General features: G+C 66.7%; 18 protein-coding genes and 2 pseudogenes. 5 read left to right on the top strand and 15 right to left on the bottom strand.

Annotated features, from left to right (window positions below; translation table 11 throughout):
- Nucleotides 1–9: 9 nt before the first annotated feature.
- On the bottom strand, nucleotides 10–243 hold the full coding sequence (locus tag LR394_RS38800) for a hypothetical protein (RefSeq protein ID WP_231449711.1): 234 nt from the start codon (nucleotides 241–243) through the stop codon (nucleotides 10–12).
- A 279-nt stretch (nucleotides 244–522) separates the two neighbouring features.
- Here LR394_RS38800 and LR394_RS38795 point away from each other — a divergent pair, with 279 nt between their 5' ends.
- The 5 genes and pseudogenes from LR394_RS38795 (at nucleotide 523) to LR394_RS38775 (ending at nucleotide 6,708) form a co-directional block, all read left to right on the top strand.
- The gene (locus LR394_RS38795) at nucleotides 523–957 is read left to right on the top strand and encodes an NUDIX hydrolase (RefSeq protein ID WP_231449710.1); all 435 of its coding nucleotides are present in this window, start codon (nucleotides 523–525) and stop codon (nucleotides 955–957) included.
- A gap of 195 nt (nucleotides 958–1,152) precedes the next feature.
- Nucleotides 1,153–1,497 (top strand): annotated as a pseudogene (locus LR394_RS38790) (NUDIX domain-containing protein); the annotation flags it as partial.
- Between the two features lie 144 nt (nucleotides 1,498–1,641).
- Nucleotides 1,642–3,435, top strand: coding sequence for a hypothetical protein (locus LR394_RS38785; protein WP_231449709.1), 1,794 nt, complete (start codon nucleotides 1,642–1,644; stop codon nucleotides 3,433–3,435).
- Complete coding sequence (locus LR394_RS38780; RefSeq protein WP_231449708.1) at nucleotides 3,436–6,210, top strand: hypothetical protein; 2,775 nt, start codon at nucleotides 3,436–3,438, stop codon at nucleotides 6,208–6,210.
- A gap of 237 nt (nucleotides 6,211–6,447) precedes the next feature.
- Nucleotides 6,448–6,708 (top strand): hypothetical protein, encoded by a 261-nt coding sequence (locus LR394_RS38775; protein ID WP_231449707.1) that lies wholly within the window; start codon nucleotides 6,448–6,450, stop codon nucleotides 6,706–6,708.
- Here LR394_RS38775 and LR394_RS38770 read toward each other — a convergent pair.
- The 14 genes and pseudogenes from LR394_RS38770 to LR394_RS38710 form a co-directional block, all read right to left on the bottom strand.
- Nucleotides 6,701–7,465 carry a hypothetical protein gene (locus tag LR394_RS38770; RefSeq protein ID WP_231449706.1) on the bottom strand — a complete coding sequence of 255 codons (765 nt, stop codon included), beginning with the start codon at nucleotides 7,463–7,465 and terminating at the stop codon, nucleotides 6,701–6,703. The genes LR394_RS38775 and LR394_RS38770 overlap by 8 nt on opposite strands.
- Before the next feature lie 136 nt (nucleotides 7,466–7,601).
- Nucleotides 7,602–8,381: an IS21-like element helper ATPase IstB gene (istB, locus tag LR394_RS38765; protein ID WP_231449728.1), complete on the bottom strand. Its 780-nt coding sequence runs from the start codon at nucleotides 8,379–8,381 to the stop codon at nucleotides 7,602–7,604.
- A gap of 50 nt (nucleotides 8,382–8,431) precedes the next feature.
- A complete protein-coding gene (gene istA / locus LR394_RS38760; RefSeq protein ID WP_231449705.1) occupies nucleotides 8,432–9,985 on the bottom strand; it encodes an IS21 family transposase in 1,554 nt (517 codons plus the stop codon).
- Nucleotides 9,986–10,112: 127 nt separating this feature from the next.
- Complete coding sequence (locus LR394_RS38755) at nucleotides 10,113–10,337, bottom strand: hypothetical protein (protein WP_231449704.1); 225 nt, start codon at nucleotides 10,335–10,337, stop codon at nucleotides 10,113–10,115.
- A gap of 148 nt (nucleotides 10,338–10,485) precedes the next feature.
- Nucleotides 10,486–11,007 (bottom strand): hypothetical protein, encoded by a 522-nt coding sequence (locus LR394_RS38750; protein WP_231449703.1) that lies wholly within the window; start codon nucleotides 11,005–11,007, stop codon nucleotides 10,486–10,488.
- Between the two features lie 809 nt (nucleotides 11,008–11,816).
- Nucleotides 11,817–12,626 carry a hypothetical protein gene (locus LR394_RS38745; protein WP_231449702.1) on the bottom strand — a complete coding sequence of 270 codons (810 nt, stop codon included), beginning with the start codon at nucleotides 12,624–12,626 and terminating at the stop codon, nucleotides 11,817–11,819.
- A 253-nt stretch (nucleotides 12,627–12,879) separates the two neighbouring features.
- Nucleotides 12,880–13,007: pseudogene (locus LR394_RS43880) on the bottom strand (ExeA family protein); the annotation flags it as partial.
- A 1,255-nt stretch (nucleotides 13,008–14,262) separates the two neighbouring features.
- Complete coding sequence (locus LR394_RS38740) at nucleotides 14,263–16,860, bottom strand: AfsR/SARP family transcriptional regulator (RefSeq protein ID WP_231449701.1); 2,598 nt, start codon at nucleotides 16,858–16,860, stop codon at nucleotides 14,263–14,265.
- Nucleotides 16,857–17,291, bottom strand: coding sequence for a hypothetical protein (locus LR394_RS38735; RefSeq protein WP_231449700.1), 435 nt, complete (start codon nucleotides 17,289–17,291; stop codon nucleotides 16,857–16,859). The genes LR394_RS38740 and LR394_RS38735 overlap by 4 nt, the downstream gene beginning before the upstream one ends.
- Before the next feature lie 140 nt (nucleotides 17,292–17,431).
- On the bottom strand, nucleotides 17,432–17,818 hold the full coding sequence (locus LR394_RS38730; protein WP_231449699.1) for a hypothetical protein: 387 nt from the start codon (nucleotides 17,816–17,818) through the stop codon (nucleotides 17,432–17,434).
- A 62-nt stretch (nucleotides 17,819–17,880) separates the two neighbouring features.
- A complete protein-coding gene (locus tag LR394_RS38725; protein WP_231449698.1) occupies nucleotides 17,881–18,387 on the bottom strand; it encodes a TadE/TadG family type IV pilus assembly protein in 507 nt (168 codons plus the stop codon).
- A 5-nt stretch (nucleotides 18,388–18,392) separates the two neighbouring features.
- The gene (locus tag LR394_RS38720; protein WP_231449697.1) at nucleotides 18,393–19,370 is read right to left on the bottom strand and encodes a hypothetical protein; all 978 of its coding nucleotides are present in this window, start codon (nucleotides 19,368–19,370) and stop codon (nucleotides 18,393–18,395) included.
- Nucleotides 19,364–20,410, bottom strand: a complete 1,047-nt coding sequence (locus LR394_RS38715) for a type II secretion system F family protein (RefSeq protein WP_231449696.1) — start codon at nucleotides 20,408–20,410, stop codon at nucleotides 19,364–19,366. Before LR394_RS38715 ends, LR394_RS38720 begins: the two co-directional genes overlap by 7 nt.
- Entirely contained in the window at nucleotides 20,407–22,677 is a 2,271-nt protein-coding gene (locus LR394_RS38710; RefSeq protein ID WP_231449695.1) for a CpaF family protein, read from the bottom strand. Before LR394_RS38710 ends, LR394_RS38715 begins: the two co-directional genes overlap by 4 nt.
- Nucleotides 22,678–22,688: the final 11 nt, after the last annotated feature.

Below are 22,688 nucleotides of genomic sequence, written 5' to 3'. Positions count from 1 at the left end.
TTCAGCAACTTACAGATCGTGAAGCTTGCGTAGGAGACCAGTCAAGAGATACAGGATGGTGGCCAGCCAACGAATCCAGAAGTAGGCGATCAAGGCAGAGATCGCGGCGGCGAAGCCTGCAGCGCCTCCGACCTCACCTCCCACGTTCAGGGCGATGATGAGACCGAGAAACAAGGAGATCGAGGCCAGCGCCCTGAGATATCCGACGAGCCTGTAGCTGCCGTTCAGTTCCCGGGCCAGCATGACCAAGGAGCCTCTCGCAGCATCGGCGTTGCGCCTGGTGCGCCATGAGAGTCGCTTGCCCCAGCCTTCTCTGAAAATACTCACGGTCCAGATGTCGACTCTTGCCGAGCCAAGCTGGACAGGGTCATACGAGAGGCCTCGGTCAGCGGTTTCCTGGACCGGCGCTTCTCTGGGGGCACCGATATCTGCCCGGGGTTCTTGTCCGGCCGAGCCCCAGCATCTCACTACCCTGCGCGAATGGCTCGCTACTGTGGGAGCGGCCTTCCCGGAGCGCCCCCGGTGCGATGCCCCGCACCTGCCTGCCAGCCCTGGACCTACCTAAACGCCAAGCCCTCCGGCAGCGCCGTCATCGCCCGTGGGGACGCCTTCCTCGCGCTGCACTGGGCTCAAGCGCCGGCCCTCGGCAGGTGGGACCTGCCCGGCGGCTTCTGCGACGCCGATGAGCATCCCGGCGATACCGCTGTGCGCGAGACCGCCCAGGAAACCGGCCTGAAGATCTACCTCAGGCCGCTGATCGGCCTCTACCTCGGGCATTATCCGTGGCAGGGCGAGACCCATTCCACCCTGAACGTCTACTACCTGGCTAACCTGGCCGACAAGGATGCCCAGCCGCAGATGAACGACGAGAGCCTCGAGGCAGCCTGGATCCCCCTGCACGACACTCCAGGCCTGGCGTTCGAGCACCAGAACCTGATGCTCACCGACGCGGTATAGCTCCTGCACCGGCGGCGTTCAGCACCTGCGTCCGACGGAAGGGATGCTTGTGGCGATCGGTGCCGCGCAGGTCCTGGGTGAGCCCACCACTTCCAGATCCACGACGCCGCCCTGGAACACCCGCCCTGGTAACCATCGACCAGGTCCTCGCCCGCCCCGCCCTCGACGACCGCAACCGCCAAGCAGCCCGGCGGAACGGTCGAGCACAGGCAGGACCCCTGGGAGGCCGCTCTGCGTGAACTGCAGGAAGAAACCGGACTCGACCTTGTGGGCCCGCCCCAGCTGCTCGGCGTCGACTGGCGCCAGCCGGCGGGCACCGATCCCTACACGCAGTACTACTTCACCGGCCCCCGTCTCGACGCAGCACGCGTGCAGCCCCAGCTATCGGTCGAACATGACCAGTGGCAGATGACCTCGGCGAAGGAATGGCCCGACCTGGTGGGGCAGGCCCAAGCTGTCACATTCTCGCGGCTACTGAACGCTCTGCAGCACGGAACGTGCTTCTACCTGCGCAACAACCAGACCGTCCCGGCCCGGTGAGAGGAGGCCTGTCCCTGGGACCGGAATCACCGGCCACAGAGCCAACCGCGCAGGCCCACGGGCCGGTCCGGCTCAAGTTGGGTGCCCCCATGGCCGATCATCCCCGCTGCTCGTCTTTACCGGACGCGCCAGTGGGGGGATGCCATGCACGACGGCGCGGCGGATGGCCGCCACAAGGTGAGCACTTACGCAGACGTGACCTGGGAGCCTGCAGCGACCGACGCCGACGACAAGGATGTTCAAGATCTCCTGCAGGCCATCGACGGCGTCCTGGATTACCTGGTCCCGGCCTGGGAAACCCTGATCACCCAGACCCCGCAGGTGCTGGAAGCGGTGACCTCAGACCCCCGCTCCGTGGCATCCGGGCTGCACATGGGCCTACAGACCACCTGGGTCCTGTCGCATCAGTTCATGTCGCTTCCTGGGCACACCCTCCCCCAGCGTCTGGCTTACCAGGCTGCCGCTCGAAGCCGTTGGGCGCTGACCTTGCACCGGTTCTCCGCCGAGTACACCGTGACCGACGACGACTTTGCCTCTGGCCATGCCCAGAGCGACATGATCCAGCAGCTGTGCACCGTGCTGAACCTGCTGGCCGAGGCCCAGTCGATCCACCGCCAGTCCGATCACGCCGGAGCGGTGGCCCGGGCCCTGGTCCATCTGGCTCACGTAGTCCGCGGCCTGGGGCACACATCCGTGGACGAGCATCAGGACCGCATCGAGGCGTTGCAGCACAGCCTGGCCGGTGTCCTGGAACGTCACGGATACTCCCTTCAGGACCAGGCCACGCCCACGGCGCCGGTGTGGCAGCCTGCCATGTCCCTGTGCCTCCAGCGCCACGGTGACCATCCGCTGTGGAGACCGGTCATGGACCTCGTCGACGCACTCGGCGATGGCATGAACGCCCGCGCCGAGCACGAGAACCTCGACAAGGACTGGACGGCAACGGCCAGCGCCGTCGTCCTCGGGTGTTGTCTCAACCTCATCGTCACAGCCACCCTGGACCCCAACACGTTGGCAGCCGCGAGTGTCTTCGGGCGAGCCCCGTTCAGCCCTGATCGTTCCCTGCTGTGGTCGCCCCGTGATCTACAACGCCTCGCCGATCAAGCATCCGACCCCGACCTTCATGTGCTCCTGGAAGCCACCCGACTGATCGGCAGCGCCGAGGTCGCACATCCCCGCGCCATGGCCGGTATGACGGCCAGGCTGTCGTCGTGCCTCGATACCTGCCTGGACGCCCTCATGGCCGCCGTCAGCGCAACCCCGTCAACGTTCGCCTTGCGGCAACGGTTCGCCGACTGCAAGGCCGCTGTGCTGCACGACCTGGAAAGGGCGGCCCTCCCCTCGCCGATCACCGAGATGGTGCGCGACCACATCAACGCCTTACCATCCGTCTCAGAGGCCCACGGGCAGCGCCAACAGATCCGCCAGCAGGACCACGTCATTGACATCTACATGGCCGTCCGCCGACTGGTACTGGCCTGGTTCGCCGTCGCAGACCCCGATGAACAGATCAGCCGGCAGGAACGTCGATTTACTTCCCAGCAGGTGCTCTTCGGTCTGTGCGCGCCCCTTTTTAATGAGCTGAGCCCCGACCTGGATTCCTGGCTGTTGCAGCGCACCACTCACGGCAATGCGCACAGCGAACTGGAGGGCTTCGATCCGCCCGCGCTGCGTCGGCAGGCCGAGGAGACACTGATCGCCCTGTTGAGCATGGCCGCTCTAGCCTTGACCTCGGGCGGCCGTGACCTCGACTCTGCCATCGCCTCCTCGCTGGAACTGCTGAGCATGCTGGCAACCTTTTTCGACAGGATCATCACGGCCGTCGCCCCGCACGACCCACCGGATGCGCTGATGTCCGCCGTGGACGCCGCCGGTCTGGCACAGATCGGGGAGCGCACCGTTCAGCGGATCCTCCACGTCCTCGGCCAAGGAGCGTAGGTGTTCGAGACCGACATCGCCATGGACCGCTTCATCGACGAACTACGTCATCAGGAGTCTCTTCTGGGCAACCGGGTGGATGCGCTGCACGATCTGTTCGACCTCGACCGCCCCGAAGGCTTCTCCCCGGCCTCAAGCATCACTACGGGTCTCCTGGCCGAACACCTCCACTCTCTGCCCGTGGAACTGCGCTCGCGTCTGGCGGATCGACTGGACATCGAGGGCCTGGACGACGCGGATGCGGTCGCCCTGCTGCACGAGCGAGCCCAGACCCTCCTCATGAGCTTCTCGACGTTCTCTGGCCTGCACACGGCGCAACAAACAACGAGCATGGACGCCATGCCCGCAGCAGCAGCTGACTGGGTCCATGAGGTGTACAGCGATCTTCGGGACTGCAACAGTCTGCTGTCGCAGCTGCGGACGGGCACGTTCGACGCGGATACAGCCGTCTTTGAGGACCTGGCGCAGGAGGCGTCCGATCGTGCCTACGCGAACGCGCTCCAGAGAATGCAGGAGGTCGACGACGACGAAGCCAGCGACGGAGCCGAGGAGGCTGTCCCACATCTGGTCCTGGAGTCCTACGGTCGTGCGGGCAGGACCGGGCTCGCCAACACGACCCGGCGGTACCTGCGCGTGCCGGGCGCCAAGGAGTATGTGGGCTTCCTCGAACTGGAGAAGAGTCTCCTGCACTGCTGCGACGAACGTCTGCGGGATCAGATGCGCGCGCACCTGACCGCGGAAGGACTCGACGTGGCCGGCAGCCTGGATGCTCAGGAGCCCAGGGCGTTTCATCCCTGGGCGACCTATCCGCTGGAGGGATACGTGCGGCTGGTGGCCGCCTACGAGGAAGTCGGGCGCTTCTACTTCTCCGACCGCCGTTTGGTCGTGGTGGACGATTGCCTGCGCGACACCGCAGAGAACGTCCTGCGTCGCCTGGGCGTCGTCGCCCCGGACGAAGCAGTCGATCGCGCCTACCGTTCCATGGGTTACGACGGCAGCATCATCTGGGACCCACCGCCGAACTGGCCACAGACACCCGCTCAACGGCGTGATCACGAACGCGTGCAAGCCTTCATGCGGGAGGCGCAGGCCCCCGTCGGCAAGTTGACCAAGACGATGAAAAGTGCCTGGAAGTCTGCCAAGAAAGCCATCAAGCAGGGCGATCCGCAGGCCTGGCCCTTGGTCTGCGCAGCCGTGGCCGAGACCGGTTGGCACCGCTACTTCATCGCCGACGAAGCCGGGGTCTTCGAGAACAAGCACATTCCCGACGGCTGCTTCGTCGTGGCCGAGGACGGCCGGGTCCTGGTGAACCAGGAGACCTGGGGGTTGTTCCAGGGCGACCGCGAGGGCTCACTGAGCAACGACATCCTGGACGTGCCCAGCGGCATCCACTGGCTGACGCAGGACCAACTCGATGCCCTGAGCTTCGCTGCCCTGCCGCCGGTGATGACCCGCGAGCTGAACCAGGAGTGGGAGCGGGTCGGGCACCTCCTGGCCGCTCAGGACGTCGAAGCGGCACGAGCCCAGGCGACCCTGGCTGCCCAGGCGTGCGGCTGGGAACGCTACGAACCCGCCTCGCTGCGTGTGCAGTCCTTTAGCTTCCGCCTGAGCTCTGACGCCGACGGCGAAGAATTCGAGGGTGCCGGTGACACTGAGGACGAGGACGACGAGGAGGCCATTTTCGGGTTCGAGGCCACCATGACGTTGGGCGGTGACTCCCGTTTCTTTTCCTGTCCGGTGGTCCCCTCCGGGTACTGCTACGTGGAACATGCAGGCTACGAACGGCGGGGGGAATGGCGACGTCTGCGCAGCAAGCTGGTCGTTACGCACCCGGACGGCATCCGCGCACTGCGCGCCCGGGCCGACGTGGAGGCCCTGAACTCGGCGCTGGAACGTGCAGCCGAAGGCCTTTACCAGGTGGACGAACTCATCCACCTGGCCGCGCAGGCTGCCACGCCTGTCGTTCCCACGCTCAAACACACCGTGAAACCGCTTCCGCGAACGCAGTTGCCCGTCGAGATCGGGCTGCTGGATCGCTCCGACAGCTCCGACCACGGCGACGACTCCGACGATCGCGATGAGTACGACGACGATGAATCCGGCGGCGAGCCTGACTTCTGGTATTGGGACAGCTTCGAACCCGCCGGGATCGACCAGGACGGGCCGGACCTCAGCCGACTGTCCGAGCAATTGGACCACGTGTGGCCGGCGCAGGCAGACGACCTGTGCCATCTCCTTCTACAGCGCGCGGGCGGGCACGCACCCTCCTGTTTCGCCTTGCGAGCCAAGACCCTCTTTCCGGAGCTGGAACGATCGGCGTCCCTACCGGAGCTGGAAGGAACGATCTACTCACGCTTCGGTACCTGGCATCACGGTGGCCCCGTTGCCGCCCTCACCTTCGGTCGCATGCGTCGCCATGCGGCCTGGCAGGTACAGGCGATGGCCCAGTGCCCGATCTGCATGGCGCGTTTCCGGACCGACCAATTGGATGCCCGCAACGTCTCCGTCCTCGGAGCGGACTGGTTCTGCGGTGACTGCGCGGGTCAGGCCAGTTGGGGCGTCAGCCTCTCCGACCCCGCCCAAGCAACGCAGGCCATGCGCCTGTTCTTCTCGGTGTCCGGGCTGCCGCCGCGGGCGAACTGGCGAGACCTACCACTGCCAGACGAACTGGATGACCAGCAGCGGGTGTGGGCCGTCGTCCGTGCAATGGCCATGCCCGATAAGGACAGCGTCCAAGTCATGGGCGGATGGCGAAAGTTGGCTCGCGAGCTGTAGCCAGCCTCCTGTCCAGGCAGAGGAAGACGGGGCCAGATTTAACGGCCGCTATTTAGCCCTGGTCTTGCAGGAAGCCTGATGAGGTGATGTCCGCAAAATGGTGAGACTGCCCGTCCGACAGTGACATTCTGATCTTGTCTATGGAGTTAGAAGCACGTTCGGGGAGCGCTCTTAGTGACTGTACCCCTGATTTCATCGGCTTTTTCAGCGGCGACGACGGGCTCGTACATCAATACCGTGCGGACGCCGGTCGAGGACTGCCTGCGCAAGGTGGACCAGGTGCACGATTCCGAACTGACCATCGCGGTGGTGAACCTGGTGCGAGACGCCGGCGGGGTCGACCTGGACGCCCTGATCGAGGTGGTTGCCCGGGTCTTCGGCTGGACCCGGCTGGGGCCCGACGTGAAGGCCCGCATTGCCCAGGTGGCCGAGGAACAGTGCGAACAAGGACAGCTAAGGCGACATGCCTCCAGCTATGCAGCGGCCGACCCTACGTGAACAAGGCCGTCCCCGTCCGGCCACCGATCCCGGGCTGGGGCTCGGCCTGGTAGGGGGTGAAACGCCGGTCGATCTCGGCGATAGCCTGCCCCAGAGCGGCGTTCTCGTCCACCCACCAGTTGTTCGGCCCGTACCAGACCAGGTGACAGCCTGGTCGCCAACGTGGCGTCGACGGCCCGGGACTGCGCTGCTCGGGGAGCCTTGCGGCAAGGATCTCTCCGTTGCTGAAGACAGCTTCTGGCTCCAGCACGACGGGAATCGCGCGCTGGTTGAGGGCTAGGATCTTCTGCGCCAGATCCTCGACCAGCGAGCTCTGGTAGACGGCCACCTGCGATCCGGGGGAGACCGCCTCTTTGACGATCAGCAGGTCCTCGCTGAGATGGATCCGGACTTCACCGGCCAGCCAGGAGACCTTGGAGTGAACGGTCGTGGTCGGCTGCTGGCGAAACTGGGGAGCTTGCTCAGGCACCGGCACGGCATCGACGGCGGGAGACTCTGCGCCGAGAAGCTCGGCGATTTGCTCGCCTGCCTCGTACTCGTCCACCGATGTGTCCTCGGTGCGGTAGAGCTGATCCTCGAAGCACCAGTAGTTGTGCTCGCCGCCCTGGCGAGTCGTCCACACCATGACCGGCAAGGGCTGATCGAACAGGCCACGCAGGCCCTCCGGGTTGTCCTCGAGCCACTGCGGGGTGACCGAAAGGCCCAGGCTTTCGCCGTCCACCTGGAAGGAGCCCCGTTCGTCCTCGTGCCTGAACATGAAAGTGTTGACCTCTAGCTGCTGTGTCAACGGCCAAGCGTTTGTCCCCGCAGGCGGCCAGTTTTCCTCCCCACTGGCGGCCAGGTAGTTCTCCCCAACGGTGGCCAGATATCTCCCCGGCCTGGGGTGGGTTGGGTTAGCTGAAGGGCTTGACGCCTTGGCCGGTGGTGGCCTGGGCGAGCCGGTAGCTGTCACCGTCGGTGACGACGATGTGGGCGTGGTGCAGGAGCCGGTCAACGGTGGCGGTGGCGAGGGTTTTGGGCATGATCTCGTCGAAGCCCGAGGGGTGCAGGTTGCTGCTGACGGCCACGGACCGGCGTTCGTAGGCGGCATCGACAAGTCGGTAGAAGCCTTCGGCGGCGTCGGGTGAGACCGGGAGCAGGCCGATGTCATCGACGATGATGAGGTCGGAGCGGATGATCCGGTTCAGGGCGCGGGCAATGGAGTCGTCGGCGCGGTGGCGGCGGACCAGGACGCCGAGGTCTTCGATGGTGAACCAGGCAACGCTCATCCCAGCCTCGATCGCGGCTTGGCCGATGGCTTCACTGAAGTGGGACTTGCCCGTTCCGGAAGGCCCGCAGATGGAAAGGTTCTCGCGGCGCCCGATCCATTCGAGGGCCTTGAGCGCGTCCTGGGTGGCTCGGGGGATGGACGATTTGGCCTCGTCCCAGTCCCCGAACGTCTTGCCGGTGGGGAACGCCGCGCGTTTGCGGCGGGTGTGGAGGTTGGCCCGGTCACGGCCGGCGGCTTCCTCGGCCAGTAGGACACGCACGACCTCGGCGGGGTCCCAGCGCTGGGCCTTGGCGGTGGGCACGACATCGGCCAGGGCCCGGCGGATGTGAGGCAGTTTCAGCCGGCGGGTCAGGGCCAGGGCTTCTTCCAGCGGGTCGGGCCCGCTGCCGGGAACGGTCCGCAGCCCTGCCGCGAGAGGACCGGAACGGGACGTGCTCAAGGAAGACGCACTCATCAGCTGTGATCACTTTCGTCAGGCTCGATCAGGTCGGATGTCTCGGTCAGCTCGAGGTGCTGGGTGGGGCGGCCGAAGGTGGACCAGGCCGCGGTTCCTGGCTGCAGGGAGTGTGTTTCGCTGCGGCGGGTGGGCTCGGCCTGGTCATGGACGCTCTGGTAGTCCAGGATCGAGAGCAGATCGGGCTCGGCGAACCGCGCCGTGACCGCCGCGGTTCCCAGGGCCCGGTCAACCTGCCCGGGCGAGTAGAGCTTCGCCAGCGCCACGGCCTCGGCCATCTTCGCCGGAACACGCCTGGCGCCCGCCGCGCCGGCCTCGACCAGCCAGGCCGCAGCACCCGGTCCCAGGGCCAGAAACTCGGCCTCGGCGCTCGTGCGAGCCCGCGGAGTCCGGTCAGCATTCTTGTCTTCCCTCGGTGGGTAGTGGGTTTCGTCAAGGACCGGGTTGCCGGGGGTTCCCCGCTGGTGGCGGGCAACCTCGCTGGTCTGGCCCTGCTCGTCCACCGCGGTCACGATGAGTTCCTCGCCGTGGAAACGGGCCCAGACCCGGGTGTCGATCAACTGGTGCGGAACCGAGTAACGCACTGCCTCCACCGAGATCGTGCCGTCCCAGTTCACTCTCCGGGTCGTGCCGAACGCCGCCGTGAACGGCTTTCCCGGCTGCGGATGCAGCCGCTGCTGCTCCTCGGCCAGCCGATCAACCGGGCGGGCCCGGCTCTCGCGGTGAACCCGGCCGTTGACCTCTTCGCAGAAGACGCGGCAGGCGGCCTCGAGCTCCCCGAAAGTTCGGTAGTCGCCCAGCAGGTTCGCTTCGGTGGGCACCAGATCGGCCTTCGCGATCCGGACCGTGGCCTCCGAACCGCCCTTGGTCTCCGGGTCGGCCGGCACGCAGGTGCGGATCGTGGTCCCGTAGTGCCGGGCGACTTCCACGATCTCCGGGTTGCGGATGGCGATCCCGGCGACATGGTCTGTGGTGACGGTCTTCTCGTTGTCCGTCAGGACGTAGGCAGGGACCCCGCCGATCCGCCGGAACGTCGCATCAAGGCACGCTGTCACGGTCGGGACGGTCTTGTCCCAGATCGGGATCACCACCCGAAACCGTGACCAGGCCAGCCACGCGCACCACAGCACGGTCTGCCGGCCACCGACGATCGGGCCGTGCCCGTAGTCGTACTGCAACCACAGGCCCGGCTCGACGACCCACGGCCGATAGACCCGCCGGCGCCCGGCCCGCCACTGCGACTTGGCCTCCGCGACCGTGCGGCGGGTCGTGCGTTCACCGCCGGTGAAGCCCATCGCGAGGATCCGCCGGTGGACCACGTCCGCGCGGACCTTCCCGTGAGAACGGACCACCAGTTCTTCGATCTTGGGCAGGAACTCATCGATCGACCGCGCCCGGTGCTGGCGCTTGTCCGGGTGAAGGCCCGCCGCCCGCATCTTCACATAACGGGCCACCGTGTGATGGTCACACCCGGCCAGTTCCGCGGCGGCGCGGTAACTACCCGTGAGGTCATACGCCTCGAGGATCTCCATGATCTCCCTGCTGTTCTTCACCGGACGACCCTTGCCGACCGGCGATCGGACCCAGCCAGTGGGGAGGTATCTGGCCATCCGCGGGGAGAACCCTGGCCATCAGTGGGGCGGTAAATGGCCGCCTACGGGGAGCTTGGCATGGCCGCCGTCACTGCTGAGACCTGGCCTGAGCCATAGCCGCCTCATCTTTCATAGCCTCCCGCGCCTCGGGATTCGTACTGAAGTAGTGGTCGTACGACTCCCAGGTTCCCGTTCCACCCTCGCGCCGGTACTCCTCGTACTTCGCGCGCCGGATTTCCAGGAGCTGTTCGGGAGTAGGGTCCGGGAGGCTGGTCACCAGCCACAGCTTGTACCCCTCCAACTTCTCCATCATGGCGTCATACTCGGCGAGCTTGCGCCTATCTGAATCCACCGTTCAGGGCCTGTTGGATTCGTCAACGCCTGGTGGTTAGGCGCGTGCAGGCCAAGGAAGTCGGCTGCCTCAGCGAGGTATCCGCCTGCCCGTCGGGCCCGCGGCCCGGTCAACTCGTAATAGGTCGTGGTCGGGAGATGTTCCGCACTCTGACCGTACGGCCCTTGATGTGCAGAAGCGATCGCGTGGCCGTGATGAACCTGCCTTGCTCGTCCTGAACGTGGGCTCTCACCGCGTCAAATTCCTCGATGCTCGGTGCTGTGTTCCAGCCCGAAACTGCATCAAGGAAGCGCATGTCAGCCAGGTGAACGTCTTCTGCCGCCGTAATGACGTTCTCGTCAGCCAGGATTCGGAGCCTGGTCATGAGGTCCATCTTGGCCCGATAGGCCATGCTGATGCGCAACTCGGGCTCGTCCCTGGTGACAGCGTCTCGGGGCGCGGGAAAGCCCGCCAACTGCCGGCCCGCCCTTGCCGTCTCGAAGCTGGCGTTCAGGAACGCCTCACAGGTCTCCAGCAGCACCTCCCGGCGCCATTTCGACTCGTCCCGGCGTCCGGAGATGTACACGCTGACACCGGCCAGCGCCGCACCGGTCGTCGCCGCCACGGCCGACACGAGCGAGGCAATGTCCATACAGGCATTCTCGGATCCGCAGCCCCCTGCCGACTGGCCGGTGCGATGTTCCTGCACCATCTAAGATGCACCCACGATGCACCTCAGGGCAGCATTCAGAGGTTTGGCCTCGTCAGCACAATCGTCGCCACTCGGGGCTCGGGGCTCGGGGCTCGGTGCTCGGTGCTCGGTGCTCGGTGCTCGGTGCTCGGGGCCGACTAAATCGCTGACTAACGAGGAGTTCTAGCGGGCAGCGTGCAATGTCGTCCTGGGAACTTGGGGCCAGATCGAGCTGTTACAACCAGTCGTCCGAGCGGGCCCTCCGCTCACGCAATCCGCCAGGCTATCCAGAGACGAGGAGGTCGGCGGCGAGTCCAAGTGAGGTTGAGCAGGCCGGCCAGACGCGCGATCTGCTCGACAGGGATGTTCAAGAATAGACGGCGCTGCCAGCAAGGTGCTCGGTGGCCTGGCTGATCGCGGGATCCAGGCCTGGGTGGCCGAGAGCCTGGGCCCAATAGCGCCCCCTGCGTTCACGTCGCTGGACACGACGAGGATCTCGGTCAGGGGCATATTCGTAGCGCCCGGGACCGGTGTGGCGGCCGCGGGCGCGGCCCAGGGGCGCCAGGAGACGTCCGTGGGTCTCGGCGGTGTGCTCCTGGTCGGGTACAGCCTGCTTTGCAGGCGCACGACGACGTCGAGGCCGACTCCCCCGGCAATCGTGGCAGGTAGCTAGATGGGGGTCAGGGTCGTCGGGTACGACGTCCCAGTCGTCGAGCATGAGCAGGGCTTCTTCGAAGCCGCGCAGGGTGGCCAGTGATGCTCCTTCGAGGTCAGGGATCAGCGCTCGCCGGTGCGACTGGTGGAGGTCGCTGTCCTGACTCATGGACCGCACCGTACTGAGCGTGTTCGGTTGTGCCTCTTGCCCGTTCAGGTCCTGGGGCGCGCCAGACGACGGTGCGGTCGTGGACGATGCCGGGTGGTGTGGTGGCGGTGGCGTAACGACGGGCCAGAGCCGGCGTGGCGGCGCGGGCCACGACGGGCCGGTCAGTGGGCTGTTGGGCTGCGGCGAGATCGTTCCACAGGCGGGCGCCGTGTCCGTGGCGTCGTGGCCAGGCGGCGGCGCAGGTGAGGTGGATGGCGTGGGCCGGGATCAGGACCGGTGCCAGGGACGGGGTGTGGTCGAGGGCTGGCCGCCTGTGTGAGCGCAGGGAAACCAGGACGGTGGGGACGCAAGTGACCGCGAACTGCAGGCCTGCGATGACTAGACCGGTAAACAGGAGGGAGTTGAGCCAGGTCCACCAGGCTGGTGGGACGGCGATCACGAGGGCGGCTGAGGTGATGGCCAGGATCAGGATGATCTGGGTCAGGCACAGGCCGGCCAGGGTGATGGGTGCGTGGCGGCGGTGGGCGACGATGACCAGGGCGCGGGGGTGGGCGGCGAGTTGGCCAGTGGCGCGGGCCGCGGTCAGCAGAGGCAGCAGGAGTGGGATGAAGGGGGCGACGGCCAGGATCTGGGCGCGGCCAAGGTCGGGTGCGACGCCGGTGGCGGCGATCCAGGCCAGGCGGGGCAGGCGCCGCCAGGAGGGTGTCAGGTGGGCCGGCACCGTCCACGGAAGCGGGGTCTTTGCGCGGGTGGTCATCACGGTCATGATGGCACCGCGCAGCGCTTGGGAGCGGTGCTGCAGTGGGCGGGGCTGAGCTTCGACTTTGACGATCCAGCGTTTACACGAACGTGGGTGACTGTTCGACGCCGCTGAACATGCCGATGTCAACGTCGTTCAGGATGCCGAGGATCGAGGTGTGAAGAACCCCACCGCGGGACGCGGCGGGGTTCTTTGGTCGGCCTGGTGACGGCTTGGTCGGCTTGGTGGTGGTACCGACCAAGCCGGTTGGTTAGTCGGCGGTGGTTTCGGTGACAGCGGTGCAGACGGCGTTTCGTCCACGATGGCTTTGCTGGCGGCGTAGGTCGCGGTGAGGGCCTGGACGGCGAGGTTGTTCACAGCACGGGGGTAGCCGCGGTTTCGCCAGAGTGCAGTGGATTTGTTCCGGTCCACGCCGGGCGCGACGGTCAAGGGCATCGCTGCTGATCTGGGGTAACTCCCCTACGCGCTTCTGTGTGCAGCGAGCCTCTACGTGCTGGCTAGACTTCTGGCCTCTGGCCCCGGCCGGACGATCCGATGTTCGACGACGATTACAGCGTTCCTGCACGGTCGGCGTATCGGTGTGGTTTGCACGTCGGGCATGGCCTCGGCATCCCGGTTTCAGGATCGTCGGGCAGCCATCCGACCGTGCAGAGAGCGCATCCCAGGATTGGTTTCGGCGTTGCGGTAGCGGCTCGCTCCGCCGCTCGCGACAGCCAGCCCAAAAGCGCTGCGGGCGGGTCATTTAGGACTGTGTCGGCGTTGCGGATCAGGAAGTTGCGCAATTCCGTCCCTAGGTCGGCCTGTCCGGCCGCAGCCTTCCACAGCGCTGCCTGTTCACTGACGTCCACATCGTGTCTCGCGTTACCAAACAGACGACGACAGACCAAGTCAATCAATTGTGGGTTAGGGTCTGGGTGATGGACTAGGGGTTCAACCAACGACGAAGCATGTGCTTCGCGGCTGCTTCGGGAGCCTTCACGACGGCTGGCCCCGGATGCTCTGCCGCCGGCACGGCCGGCTGACGCCTTCCGCTCACGGTCGTGCAGAATTCGTTCTCGCGAGCGCTGCCAATCGAACCAGTCGTGGAACACCAGTTCGCCTGGTGCCGGGGTTCCTGGGCAGTGGTTGCTGCTGTGTGGACATGGTGAGTCGGTGTCGTGCCACATGCCAGCAGCAATGAGGGCGGAAATCTGGCTACTGCGGCCTCCTTTTTCGATGACCAAGGCGGAGGAGATGCGGCCGTCGGTAAGCTGCCCGCTGGACCAGACGCCAGCCATCGTCCATACGCCTATCGCGCTGACGCGGATACCTCTGGGTATTGCAAGGACCTTGGGGTGTTCTCCGAGTCCGTCGTCCACCAGGAACCAGACCATCGCTAACCAATCCTCCTCGTGTACACGTTCCTAGATAGCTCGCGGTGTCAGCGCCTCCGGAGAACGTGCAGAGCGTGTAAGTTTCCCCAAGGCACTCCTGCTTGGGGATAGAGAGCCCGACCGGTCCAGATCTGGAAAAATGCCGAATCATTTTCTCAATGAACAGGATCTAGGCAGGAGCCAACGACCCATCACTAACAGAAGCAGTTCTCGGCAGGAGAAGCACGAGAACTGCTACTCATTAAAAGGTCCTGTAATCCCTATCGTGACCTCCCTCTGGTAGCTCGCAGCTCTGGGCGAAGCACCGCCAGACGCTTGGCTGTCTGCGGCGGCAACGCTCGCGGCGTCGTGGCGTCGTGGACTTGCAGCAGTTGCCGCAACCAGTAATCAGCCTGGCTCGTCCGGCCTGATGCGTCGGCTGCCGCGATCAGGTCCAGATAGGTCATGTCGTCGCCACTTCCAGCTTCTACAGCAACTTTCGACGAGCTCATGGCCCGGTCCGGTTCTCCATGGGACAGCCAGTGACTGGCCAGGGCGTGAGCAATGTCGGCGGCCAGGGCGGTTAGCTCGGTCTCCAGGAGGGTGTCAAGCAGCCAGAGGTATCCCGTGGGCCTGCGCCCGTCGAGGACGGGACCGGTGATCAGGTCAAGGGCTGCTTGCAGGTCTCGGATGCTGGGTTCCGGCGTGCTGGTGGCTCGCTGGTAGAGACGACGGGCCAGGTCGGCGTCGGTGAGGAGATGATGGATGCGGTAGCGGGCATCGACGTCTCGGGTGGGGAGTTTGGGTAGGTAGTCCTCCCCGGTGCCGGGGTCGGTTCCGAGCCAGTGGCGGACTCGACCGATGGCTTGTCGGGGCATGGCTGAGGCGGCTTTTCGGCCGGAGTCGTGGGGCCACATGCACTCGGTGAACTGGTCGTGGGTCAACCCCTGGGGGTGCGCGTAGAGAAGGACGACGATCTCGGTCTGCCAGGGGATGCGGTCTCCCGGGCGGGGCGTTCCGGTGGATCGGACGTCGAGAGGGCCGAGGAGTCGAAGGCGGGGACGGGCGGTGTTCTCGGCGTACCAGTCCTGGAGGTCCGCATCGAGGGTCGCGTCGTCCGGGTGGCTGGCGGGTGGTGTTGCTGGCTCTTCAGGTCGGCGGGGCTGTGCCCCAGTTGGTTCATCGTCCGCCGGGCTCGGGTCCAGGTTGTACGGACTTGGGAGGGAACCTGTTGACGTGGTACCGGATTGGGCGTGCGGACTGTCGTTGGTGGCTGTGGCGCCGGCGGCCCAGGGCGCTGGTCGTTGTGTGGTGTTGCGGACGGCCATCAGCAGAGGGCTGATCCAGTTGATGTCGCTGCGGGTGAGCAGAGCCGCTGTAATGGGTTGCTCGGCGAAGCTCAGGTGTAATCGTCCGGTCGTATCGATGACCAGGCGCACGTTGTCGCTGTGGATGGCGCTCAGGTCGTCGGTCAACACGATGGTGGAGCGGCCGGATGCGGATCCATCGTCGGTGCGAAGCCTCGTATCGTGGTGGCCGCGTTCATCGACGACGAGCAGCAGGTCGATGTCGGTAGGACCGAGTTGGACGTCGGCGGGGATTGGTTCGGTTCCCACGAGGTGGGCCAGTTCAGCCAGATCGTGAGCGTCGCTATGGACCTGCACCCGGTGGGCCGGTTCTGGTGAGGCTGGTGGGCGGGAACTTGGTGTCTGGGACAGCAGGATGGCGCGGGTCAGGTCGGCAGTGTGGTCGGGGTCACCGAAGATGCGGATGCTGCGGGCCGCTGTGAGGTTGAGCAGCCACACGTCACCCTCGTCCGGTGCGGTGGAGCGCTGCTGTTCGGGGGTGAGCGTGCTGGAGCCGATCCAGGCCCACCGGTGGGGTGCATCGTCCGGTGCGCTCGAGACCGCACGATGGATGTGTGCGTCGAGGACAGCGCCGTCTTTGAGGATCCAGTGTCCGCTGGCCTGGTCGAGGTCCCACGGTGGAGGCGGGGGCGCGGACGGAGTGTGTTGGGGGACGAGTTCAGTTCGCTCGGCGTCGAGGCGGGCGGCAAGGAACCGGACGGGATGCCGGCCTTCAGCTTCGAGGGCGGCAGCGAGGTGCTGCAGAGCGGTGTGAAGACGCTCCCGCAGTGCTTGAGCGAGCGAGGCGCTGGTCACCAGGTGACGTTCCACGCGGACGGCTTCGGGTGAGGGTTGCTCGGGTAGGTGGCCGAAGTGGCGGCCCGCGTTTTGATGGCGTCGGCGTCGCACGACGACGGCATGGAGGCCTGCTGCCGCCAGGCTGACGCCGATGCCGGAGGCCGTCCCGAGCAGATACGTCTGGGCCGAGGACGAGCCGGCCGGTTCGAGGGGTTGTCCTTCAGGCGTGTGCGCAGGAGCGCTGTCGGGCACCGGGGTGTGCTGGCTGATGGGTGCGGTGCGGGGTGCTTCCTCGGCGGTCGAGGCCAGGTTCAGGGTTTGCCCGGTCGTGGTGCCGGGGTGTGCTGGGTCGATGGTGTCGGGGGCTGTTCCGGCCTGGTGGACGCCGCTGGCGCTGACGGCCAGGGCGGGAGCGGCCAGGACCAGAGCGGTGATCAGGGACCGGGTGATGTTCTGCTGGCCGGGCAGGACCGGCAGGGTGGGTGCCGGGCGTTCCAGGCTCTGTGCGCGGGCCTCGACGGTGACGGTCAGGACGAATGAGGCCCAGGCCAGCCAGAGGAGGGTGGCCAGCATGTGCAGGAGCACGTCGTCGGAGAAGTCACCGACCTGCAGGGCATCCCAGTCCGGCAGTGGATTGCCGATGGCAGCCCACAGCACGATGGGCAGGCCGAACAGCACCGCGGCCAGGATGGCGGCCGCGCCCAGCGCTCGGAGGTACAGCCTCAGCGCCCTCACGAGCGGGCTCCTGCGGGCGCGGAGGCACGCGGCAGGGCGCCGGTTGCGATGGGTTGGCCGTCGCTGCCGGGGGTGCCGTACAGCAGCGTCGCGCTGGCGGTGGCGGGCCGGGACAGGTCACCGTAGCCGAGCACAGCCAGCAGGGTGGCTCGGCAGGGAACGCGGGCGGTCACGGTGACGACGGTGTTTCCGGCCTCGACGTCGACCTGGCCGGTGGCGCCGGCCTGGGTGAGCCAGTCCTGACCAGCGGTGCGGGCGGCGGCCGGGTCGATGCGCACCTGGGCCGGGTCGCCGGACCGCAGGGATTCCTGGGTGACCTGGTCGGCGGCCGCCCGGGCCGCTTGGGAGGCGACTTCCAGTGAGTCGCCGTGTGCTTGGAGGGAACGGCTGATGTCGACGAAGAACGCGGTCAGCAGGAATGCCAGGGCCACCAGGGAGATGATGAAGATGCTCGCCTGGCCTGCATCCTTCTGGGAGTCAGAACACAACCTGCAGAAACAGTTTTCGTCGTCTCCTCGAGCACGGTGAGCGGTCTGTGTCCGCGCCCGGTTCTGAGGTCGGCAGATAGGCGTCATGAGCGGTCCTGGTACAAGCGGCGTCGCTCCAGCGGCGCACTGGCGCTGGCGTCCACGTCGCGGTGGCTCGGGAACCCGGCGATGCTGACCGGGGCCAGGTTGACCCGGCACGAGACGTGGACGTCGACCTGCCCGCCAGGACCGAACCGTCCGGTGTCGACCTTGACGTCAGGACGGCAGGTGGTGCCGCTGTCGGTAAGGACCTGTTCTGCGGTGTCGCGGGCCGCAGAAGCCGCCTGGCGAGGGCTGTACTGCAGGCTCGCGGCACGGGCTGCCGCGGCGGCGGCAGCGTCGATGCGTCCGTTGGCCAGCACGAGCGTCCCGGCGCCGATGCCCAGGCACAGGGCGGTCACGGCGACCGCCGCCAAGATGACCATCTCCACGCTCAGGGATCCCTGCTCGGCGAATACACCAGGCCTTGTTCGGCGGCTCGCGTGGGGGCGGTTCATCGGCCGGCCGCGAACTGCTCGATCGGCCCGTGCGCCTGCACGGTGAACGTCTTCAGGGTCAACGCTGGTAGTGGGATCTGTCGGGGCCTGGCGGTGATCGTGACGCTCACGCTTTCCTGGGTGCGAACGACCGCGACGCTCGGGTCTTCGATCAGAGGGCCCGCGACCTCGGCCAGGTAGGCGTTCGCCTCCCGGATCCCATCGGCGTCACCAGCGCCGTACAAAGCGGCGTGATGAGCCCCGTACCGGGCCGCGCCCTGGGCGGCTTCCTTGGCCCACGTGTACTCAAAAACCTGCAGGACGAGCACCACGATCAACAGCAGTCCAGGAAACCAGACCAGCAGCTCCACCGTGCTCGCCCCGGCATCACCAGTGGGCCGCACTAGGCCCGCGCCCGATGGGATTTCGATGTCCTCTGCTCGAGCGCGCGTCGCGTCTCGCGCCGCGCGTTGAGCCGTTCCTTCCGGGTAGCGCTGTCCCCGAAAGGTTCTCGCGGTCGTCATGGCGTTCACAACTGGGTCACGGCGATGACGCCCGGGTACAGAAGCAGCAGAATGACCCCGGCTGCGATGACCAGGACAGCCAGGCGCATGGATTCATCCCGCTGCCCCGCCTGTCCCAGCGACGCGGCCAGAAAACGGCGACGCATTCCCTCAGCCCGCTCGATGAGGGTGTCCCGGACCTGAGCTCCTTCATGGCTGACCAACTGCGACAGGCGCCCGAGCTGGGCCAGATCATCCACGCCGATGCGCTCACCAAGGGCCGAAAGGGCCGGCCAATGCGGCTCACGAGCGGTGACAGCCCGATAGAGCGTGTCCCGCACGACCTGCATCGGCCACGTGGTGCCAGCCTCGGCCGCCGTCACCAAAGCCTCCTGCGGGGCGGCCGTTCCAGCCATCTCCAAGGCAACCAGATCACACCACACCGGAAGCGCTCGCTCGAACTCCCGCCGGCGAGCCCGGGCCTGACGTCGCACGAACGCATCCGGCAGAAAATAGGTGGCTGCCCCGAACAACAGGGCCAGCGCTACCACCCCAACGCCGGGAAGTGCCAAACCCCAGACACGATTGAGAACGATCCCGCCGCCTGAAGCGGTCAGGCTGCTGGCGCACGTGGTGAGGATCTTGGCAGTCAGGACGTTGTCGTGGTCGAACCCGCTGATCGCCAGATCCTGCGCCGAAACCCGGATACCGACGCCGTGTCGCGCCGCCCACGCGCCCAAACCACGTGGATAGTGAAGACCGGACGCAGCAGCCGCACCGAAAACGACGGCCAGCAAGCGATGATTCGCATCCACTATCGGGCCAGGATCTGTTCTCCCATCTGCCCCGGTATCCGGGTCCTCGCGAGTCGAGGAACCCTCGTGTCCGGCCGAACCAGCGCTCACGGCTGAGCTGTTGTCCGCCTGGAGAGGAGGCCAGAGCGCATTCGCCAGGGCCACCACCGCCAGGCCCGCGGCGATGGACACGGCAACGGTGATCACCACGGATGTGTCCTCCCATTCTCGTCGGCCCCTGCACCAGCGACACCATGACCAGCTGGACCTGTTGTCCCCTTCCCGGTGTTCCGGGCCAGGGGAACCGAGCGGACCGGCTGGACGGGGCGCCGGGCAAGCGTCATGACAATTTGATGCTCACGGGCGCTGAGGCGCTTGTCGGCCAAAAACCCGGCGATGGTGCTGGTGGTGTCCAGACGTATCAGCCAGATGAAGCCAGCGGCCAGGACCGCCATGACGATTGCCAGAACGCCCTGCCCGGACCAACTGTCGTAGGGGGCCATGTAGGCGGCACCGACGGTCGCCATCCAGACCAGGATCGCCACCGTGACCCCGATGATGATCTGCACACTGCGGTGAATTCCGGCCCGGGCAGCCAGAATCTGCCGCCGCTGTGCCACTTCGTGGGCGCTGGTGGTCACGATCCCGGACAGCACATCCGGCAATCGGTCACCACGGCGGCGAGCCGCCAGGATCAACGCGGCCACCACGAAGTCGGCACCGGGGACAGCCTGCAGCGGACGTAGAGCGTGATCCAAGGTCTGGCGCACCAGCATGCGACTGCGGACCTCCTGCAGGCTGGGACGCAGAACCTCAGGAGCCCCTTCAACGCTGACTCCTATGGCCTGTTCCAGGCTCGCTCCCCCGGCCACCGTGTCCCGCAGGCCCTGGGTCCACACGACAATGGCCTCCAGCACCTCGATGTCGTGGCGTTCGCCGCGGCGTCCTCCTCCGAGCACCGGCCACGCCATCACCGCGACCGCACACGCCAATGCCGCGACCGGCCACCCGGTGAACCAACCCACCAGAGCTGCAACCGCAACAGCCGCCACTATCCGCACCACCAGCGGAACCCAGGCCCGGCCAACTCCCGGTTCCCTGAAACCAGTTCTTCCCGCGAGATCACGTTGCTGCTCAGAGGAAGCCGGGGCGAGGTGACCCCGCAACTCGTTCACCAGAAGGTTCACGACCGCGACCAGCGAAAAGGCTAAGAGAGCGCTGGTCAGGAGCGTGTAGGGCTCGAACGTCATGACTGGCTCCGAGGCCAACTGCTCAGCTTCCGTTCAGGCTCACGTGAGTCCTCGCCCGGCGTCGGGTCTGCAGCGATGGTGGGCGTCAGCGGAAACCCGAGGCCTGAGGCGGGAGTCCCTGCGGCATCGGACTGCGCGCCTGCGTCAGGGCTGTAGACCGAGGTAGACGCTCGCTCACGCCGGCTACGACGACCAGGATGCGGACCCATCAGCGCAGCGCCAGAGTCGACCGTGTGCAAAGGCGCTGCCGGCTGGTGGACAGCCTCCCCGGTCCGAGAGGTTCCCTCGCCCTGACCCTCCAGCCCAGGCCATCCCGTCCTCGACCCAGACGCCGACGTTTCCGAACCCGCTGCAGGACGGCGGGCGCCCATGTCAATGATCGGGCCCTCGGCGTTACGCCCGCTGCTCCAGGTTCCCGCATCCCGGGGCGGATCCGCGAACGGATCATCGTCCACGCCGTGTCCCACGACCGTCGGCTTGCCCGTACCCGGGGCCCCGAACGTGTCCAGGGCCAGGGGTTCGGGCCGCCGGCGGTGGATGATCGGTTCATCCGGGCTGCGCCCGTCCGCCGGAAGACCCAGTCGGGCCCGCACGACCTCCTCCGGCACGCCCGCATCACCAGCGAAAGCGTCAGGGCTCCGGCCCGTGACATCGGAACCCTGACCGGTCCAGGAGCCGTTCAGGAGGGGCTCCGGAATCCCGGCAGGGTCACGGTGACCAGGGATGTCCTCGACGAACCCGGTCGCGCCGCCGGAGGCAGCATCCGACTGCGCTGCCATCGCAGTTGGCTCACTCTCGCCCGCGCTCGAGCTGCGGCCGAGCGGCATGATGTCCATCCAGGCCGGTCGTTCCGGATCAGCCGGACGAGAAGCACGAGCGGTGGCCTGCGGGCTGGAACTACTGGACGAGTTACTGGAACTGCCAGCAGGAACCTGACGGCCTCGGCTCACACGGGAACGGTCGGCGTTCAGCCGCTCCCCCATCTCGTCGGTGTACCCGTGACGGGCCAGCAGCGCAGCACGTTTCAAGGGGATCCGCGTGTCTCGGCGCGCCAGCACCGTCTGGTCATACTGCGCCGCGACCCCTGCTGCGACGGTCGACCCCTCCCGTCCCGGCCGGGGCGCTTCTTCTCCTGCAGCAAACTCAGCAACGAAGGTCTCGTCGATTTCGGGAGCTGCGAAGATCGTCGCGTGGGAAACGGTTTCGCCTTGGTGCCCCGAGATCTCCAGGACCTCCGTCACCACGCGCCGCCGGACGTGTACCACGAAGTCGATGGCCTGCCCGATCAGTGCTGCGGCCGTCGCGGGCTGGATCGGTTCCCTCAACGAGCCCAGGCCGATGATCAGGCGGGCGATCGCGCCGTAGGCGTGGCGGGCGTGGATGGTCGACATCGACCCGTCGCCGCCCTGCAGCATCGCCTCCAGCATGGCTCGGGCCTCCGCGCCCGCCAGGACCTCGCCGAAAATGAGCCGGTCGGGATTCATCCGCTTAGAACGGCGCACCAGGTCTGCCCCGTCCAGGCCGCCGGCGCCATCAGGGGACGCCAGCACCGTCTCCAGTTCCACGACGTCAGAGTGCAGTGACGCGTCCCGGCCCAGCCGCAGTTCGCGGGCCTGCTCGATGCTGATGATCCGTTCTGTGACCGGGACCTCGTTCGCCATCGCCCGCAACAACGTGGTCTTACCAGCATTCGTCGCCCCAACGATGAGCACGTTCGCCCGGGCACGCACCGCTGCCGCCAGAAACGCCGCGCACTGCGGATCCAGCGTCCCCAACTCCACCAGCGAGATCGCATCCGGATACCGGCGCGGAGGCACATCCAGGAAAGCCTGCGGGCCCAGCCGGTCACGACGGATCGAGACCTGCGGACGTTCTGAGGCCGCCAGCAGCCCCGAGACTCGAACCCCGCCCGGCAGACCCAGATCCAATTGCGGATGCACCGTGCTCCACGGCCGCGCAACCGGGCCGGCATAACTGGCCAGTGCCCGGAGAATGTCGACCAGTTCCTCATCGGAGTCAGCCACCGGCGGCAACTGCACCCGCCCCCGAGACGCGTACGTCGCCCACACCTCGTCGCACCCGTTGAGGTCGAGGTTCTCCAGATCCTCGTCCTCCAGCAGCGGCTGCAACGGGCCGGCCCCGAACATCGCTGCCTCGACAGCCCACTCCAGCGCACCGTCACGCGCACCCTCCGGAGCGGCCCGTCCCTGCGCCACATGCACGGACACCAGATCGCTCACCGCATCCGCGATCAACGACAACGCCAACTGACGATTCT

Source organism: Kineosporia babensis (assembly GCF_021129305.1).
In the GTDB taxonomy this organism is placed as follows: domain Bacteria; phylum Actinomycetota; class Actinomycetes; order Actinomycetales; family Kineosporiaceae; genus Kineosporia; species Kineosporia babensis.
This window is presented reverse-complemented; position numbering and strand designations above follow the sequence as displayed.

Bases quoted from the DNA above. Each gene is read 5' to 3' on its own strand.
- LR394_RS38800 (WP_231449711.1), bottom strand. From the start codon at position 243: ATGCTGGCCCGGGAACTGAACGGCAGCTACAGGCTCGTCGGATATCTC.
- LR394_RS38785 (WP_231449709.1), top strand. From the start codon at position 1,642: ATGCACGACGGCGCGGCGGATGGCCGCCACAAGGTGAGCACTTACGCA.
- LR394_RS38770 (WP_231449706.1), bottom strand. From the start codon at position 7,465: ATGTTCAGGCACGAGGACGAACGGGGCTCCTTCCAGGTGGACGGCGAA.
- LR394_RS38755 (WP_231449704.1), bottom strand. From the start codon at position 10,337: ATGATGGAGAAGTTGGAGGGGTACAAGCTGTGGCTGGTGACCAGCCTC.
- LR394_RS38750 (WP_231449703.1), bottom strand. From the start codon at position 11,007: ATGGACATTGCCTCGCTCGTGTCGGCCGTGGCGGCGACGACCGGTGCG.
- LR394_RS38745 (WP_231449702.1), bottom strand. From the start codon at position 12,626: ATGACCACCCGCGCAAAGACCCCGCTTCCGTGGACGGTGCCGGCCCAC.
- LR394_RS38725 (WP_231449698.1), bottom strand. From the start codon at position 18,387: ATGACGACCGCGAGAACCTTTCGGGGACAGCGCTACCCGGAAGGAACG.
- LR394_RS38715 (WP_231449696.1), bottom strand. From the start codon at position 20,410: ATGACGTTCGAGCCCTACACGCTCCTGACCAGCGCTCTCTTAGCCTTT.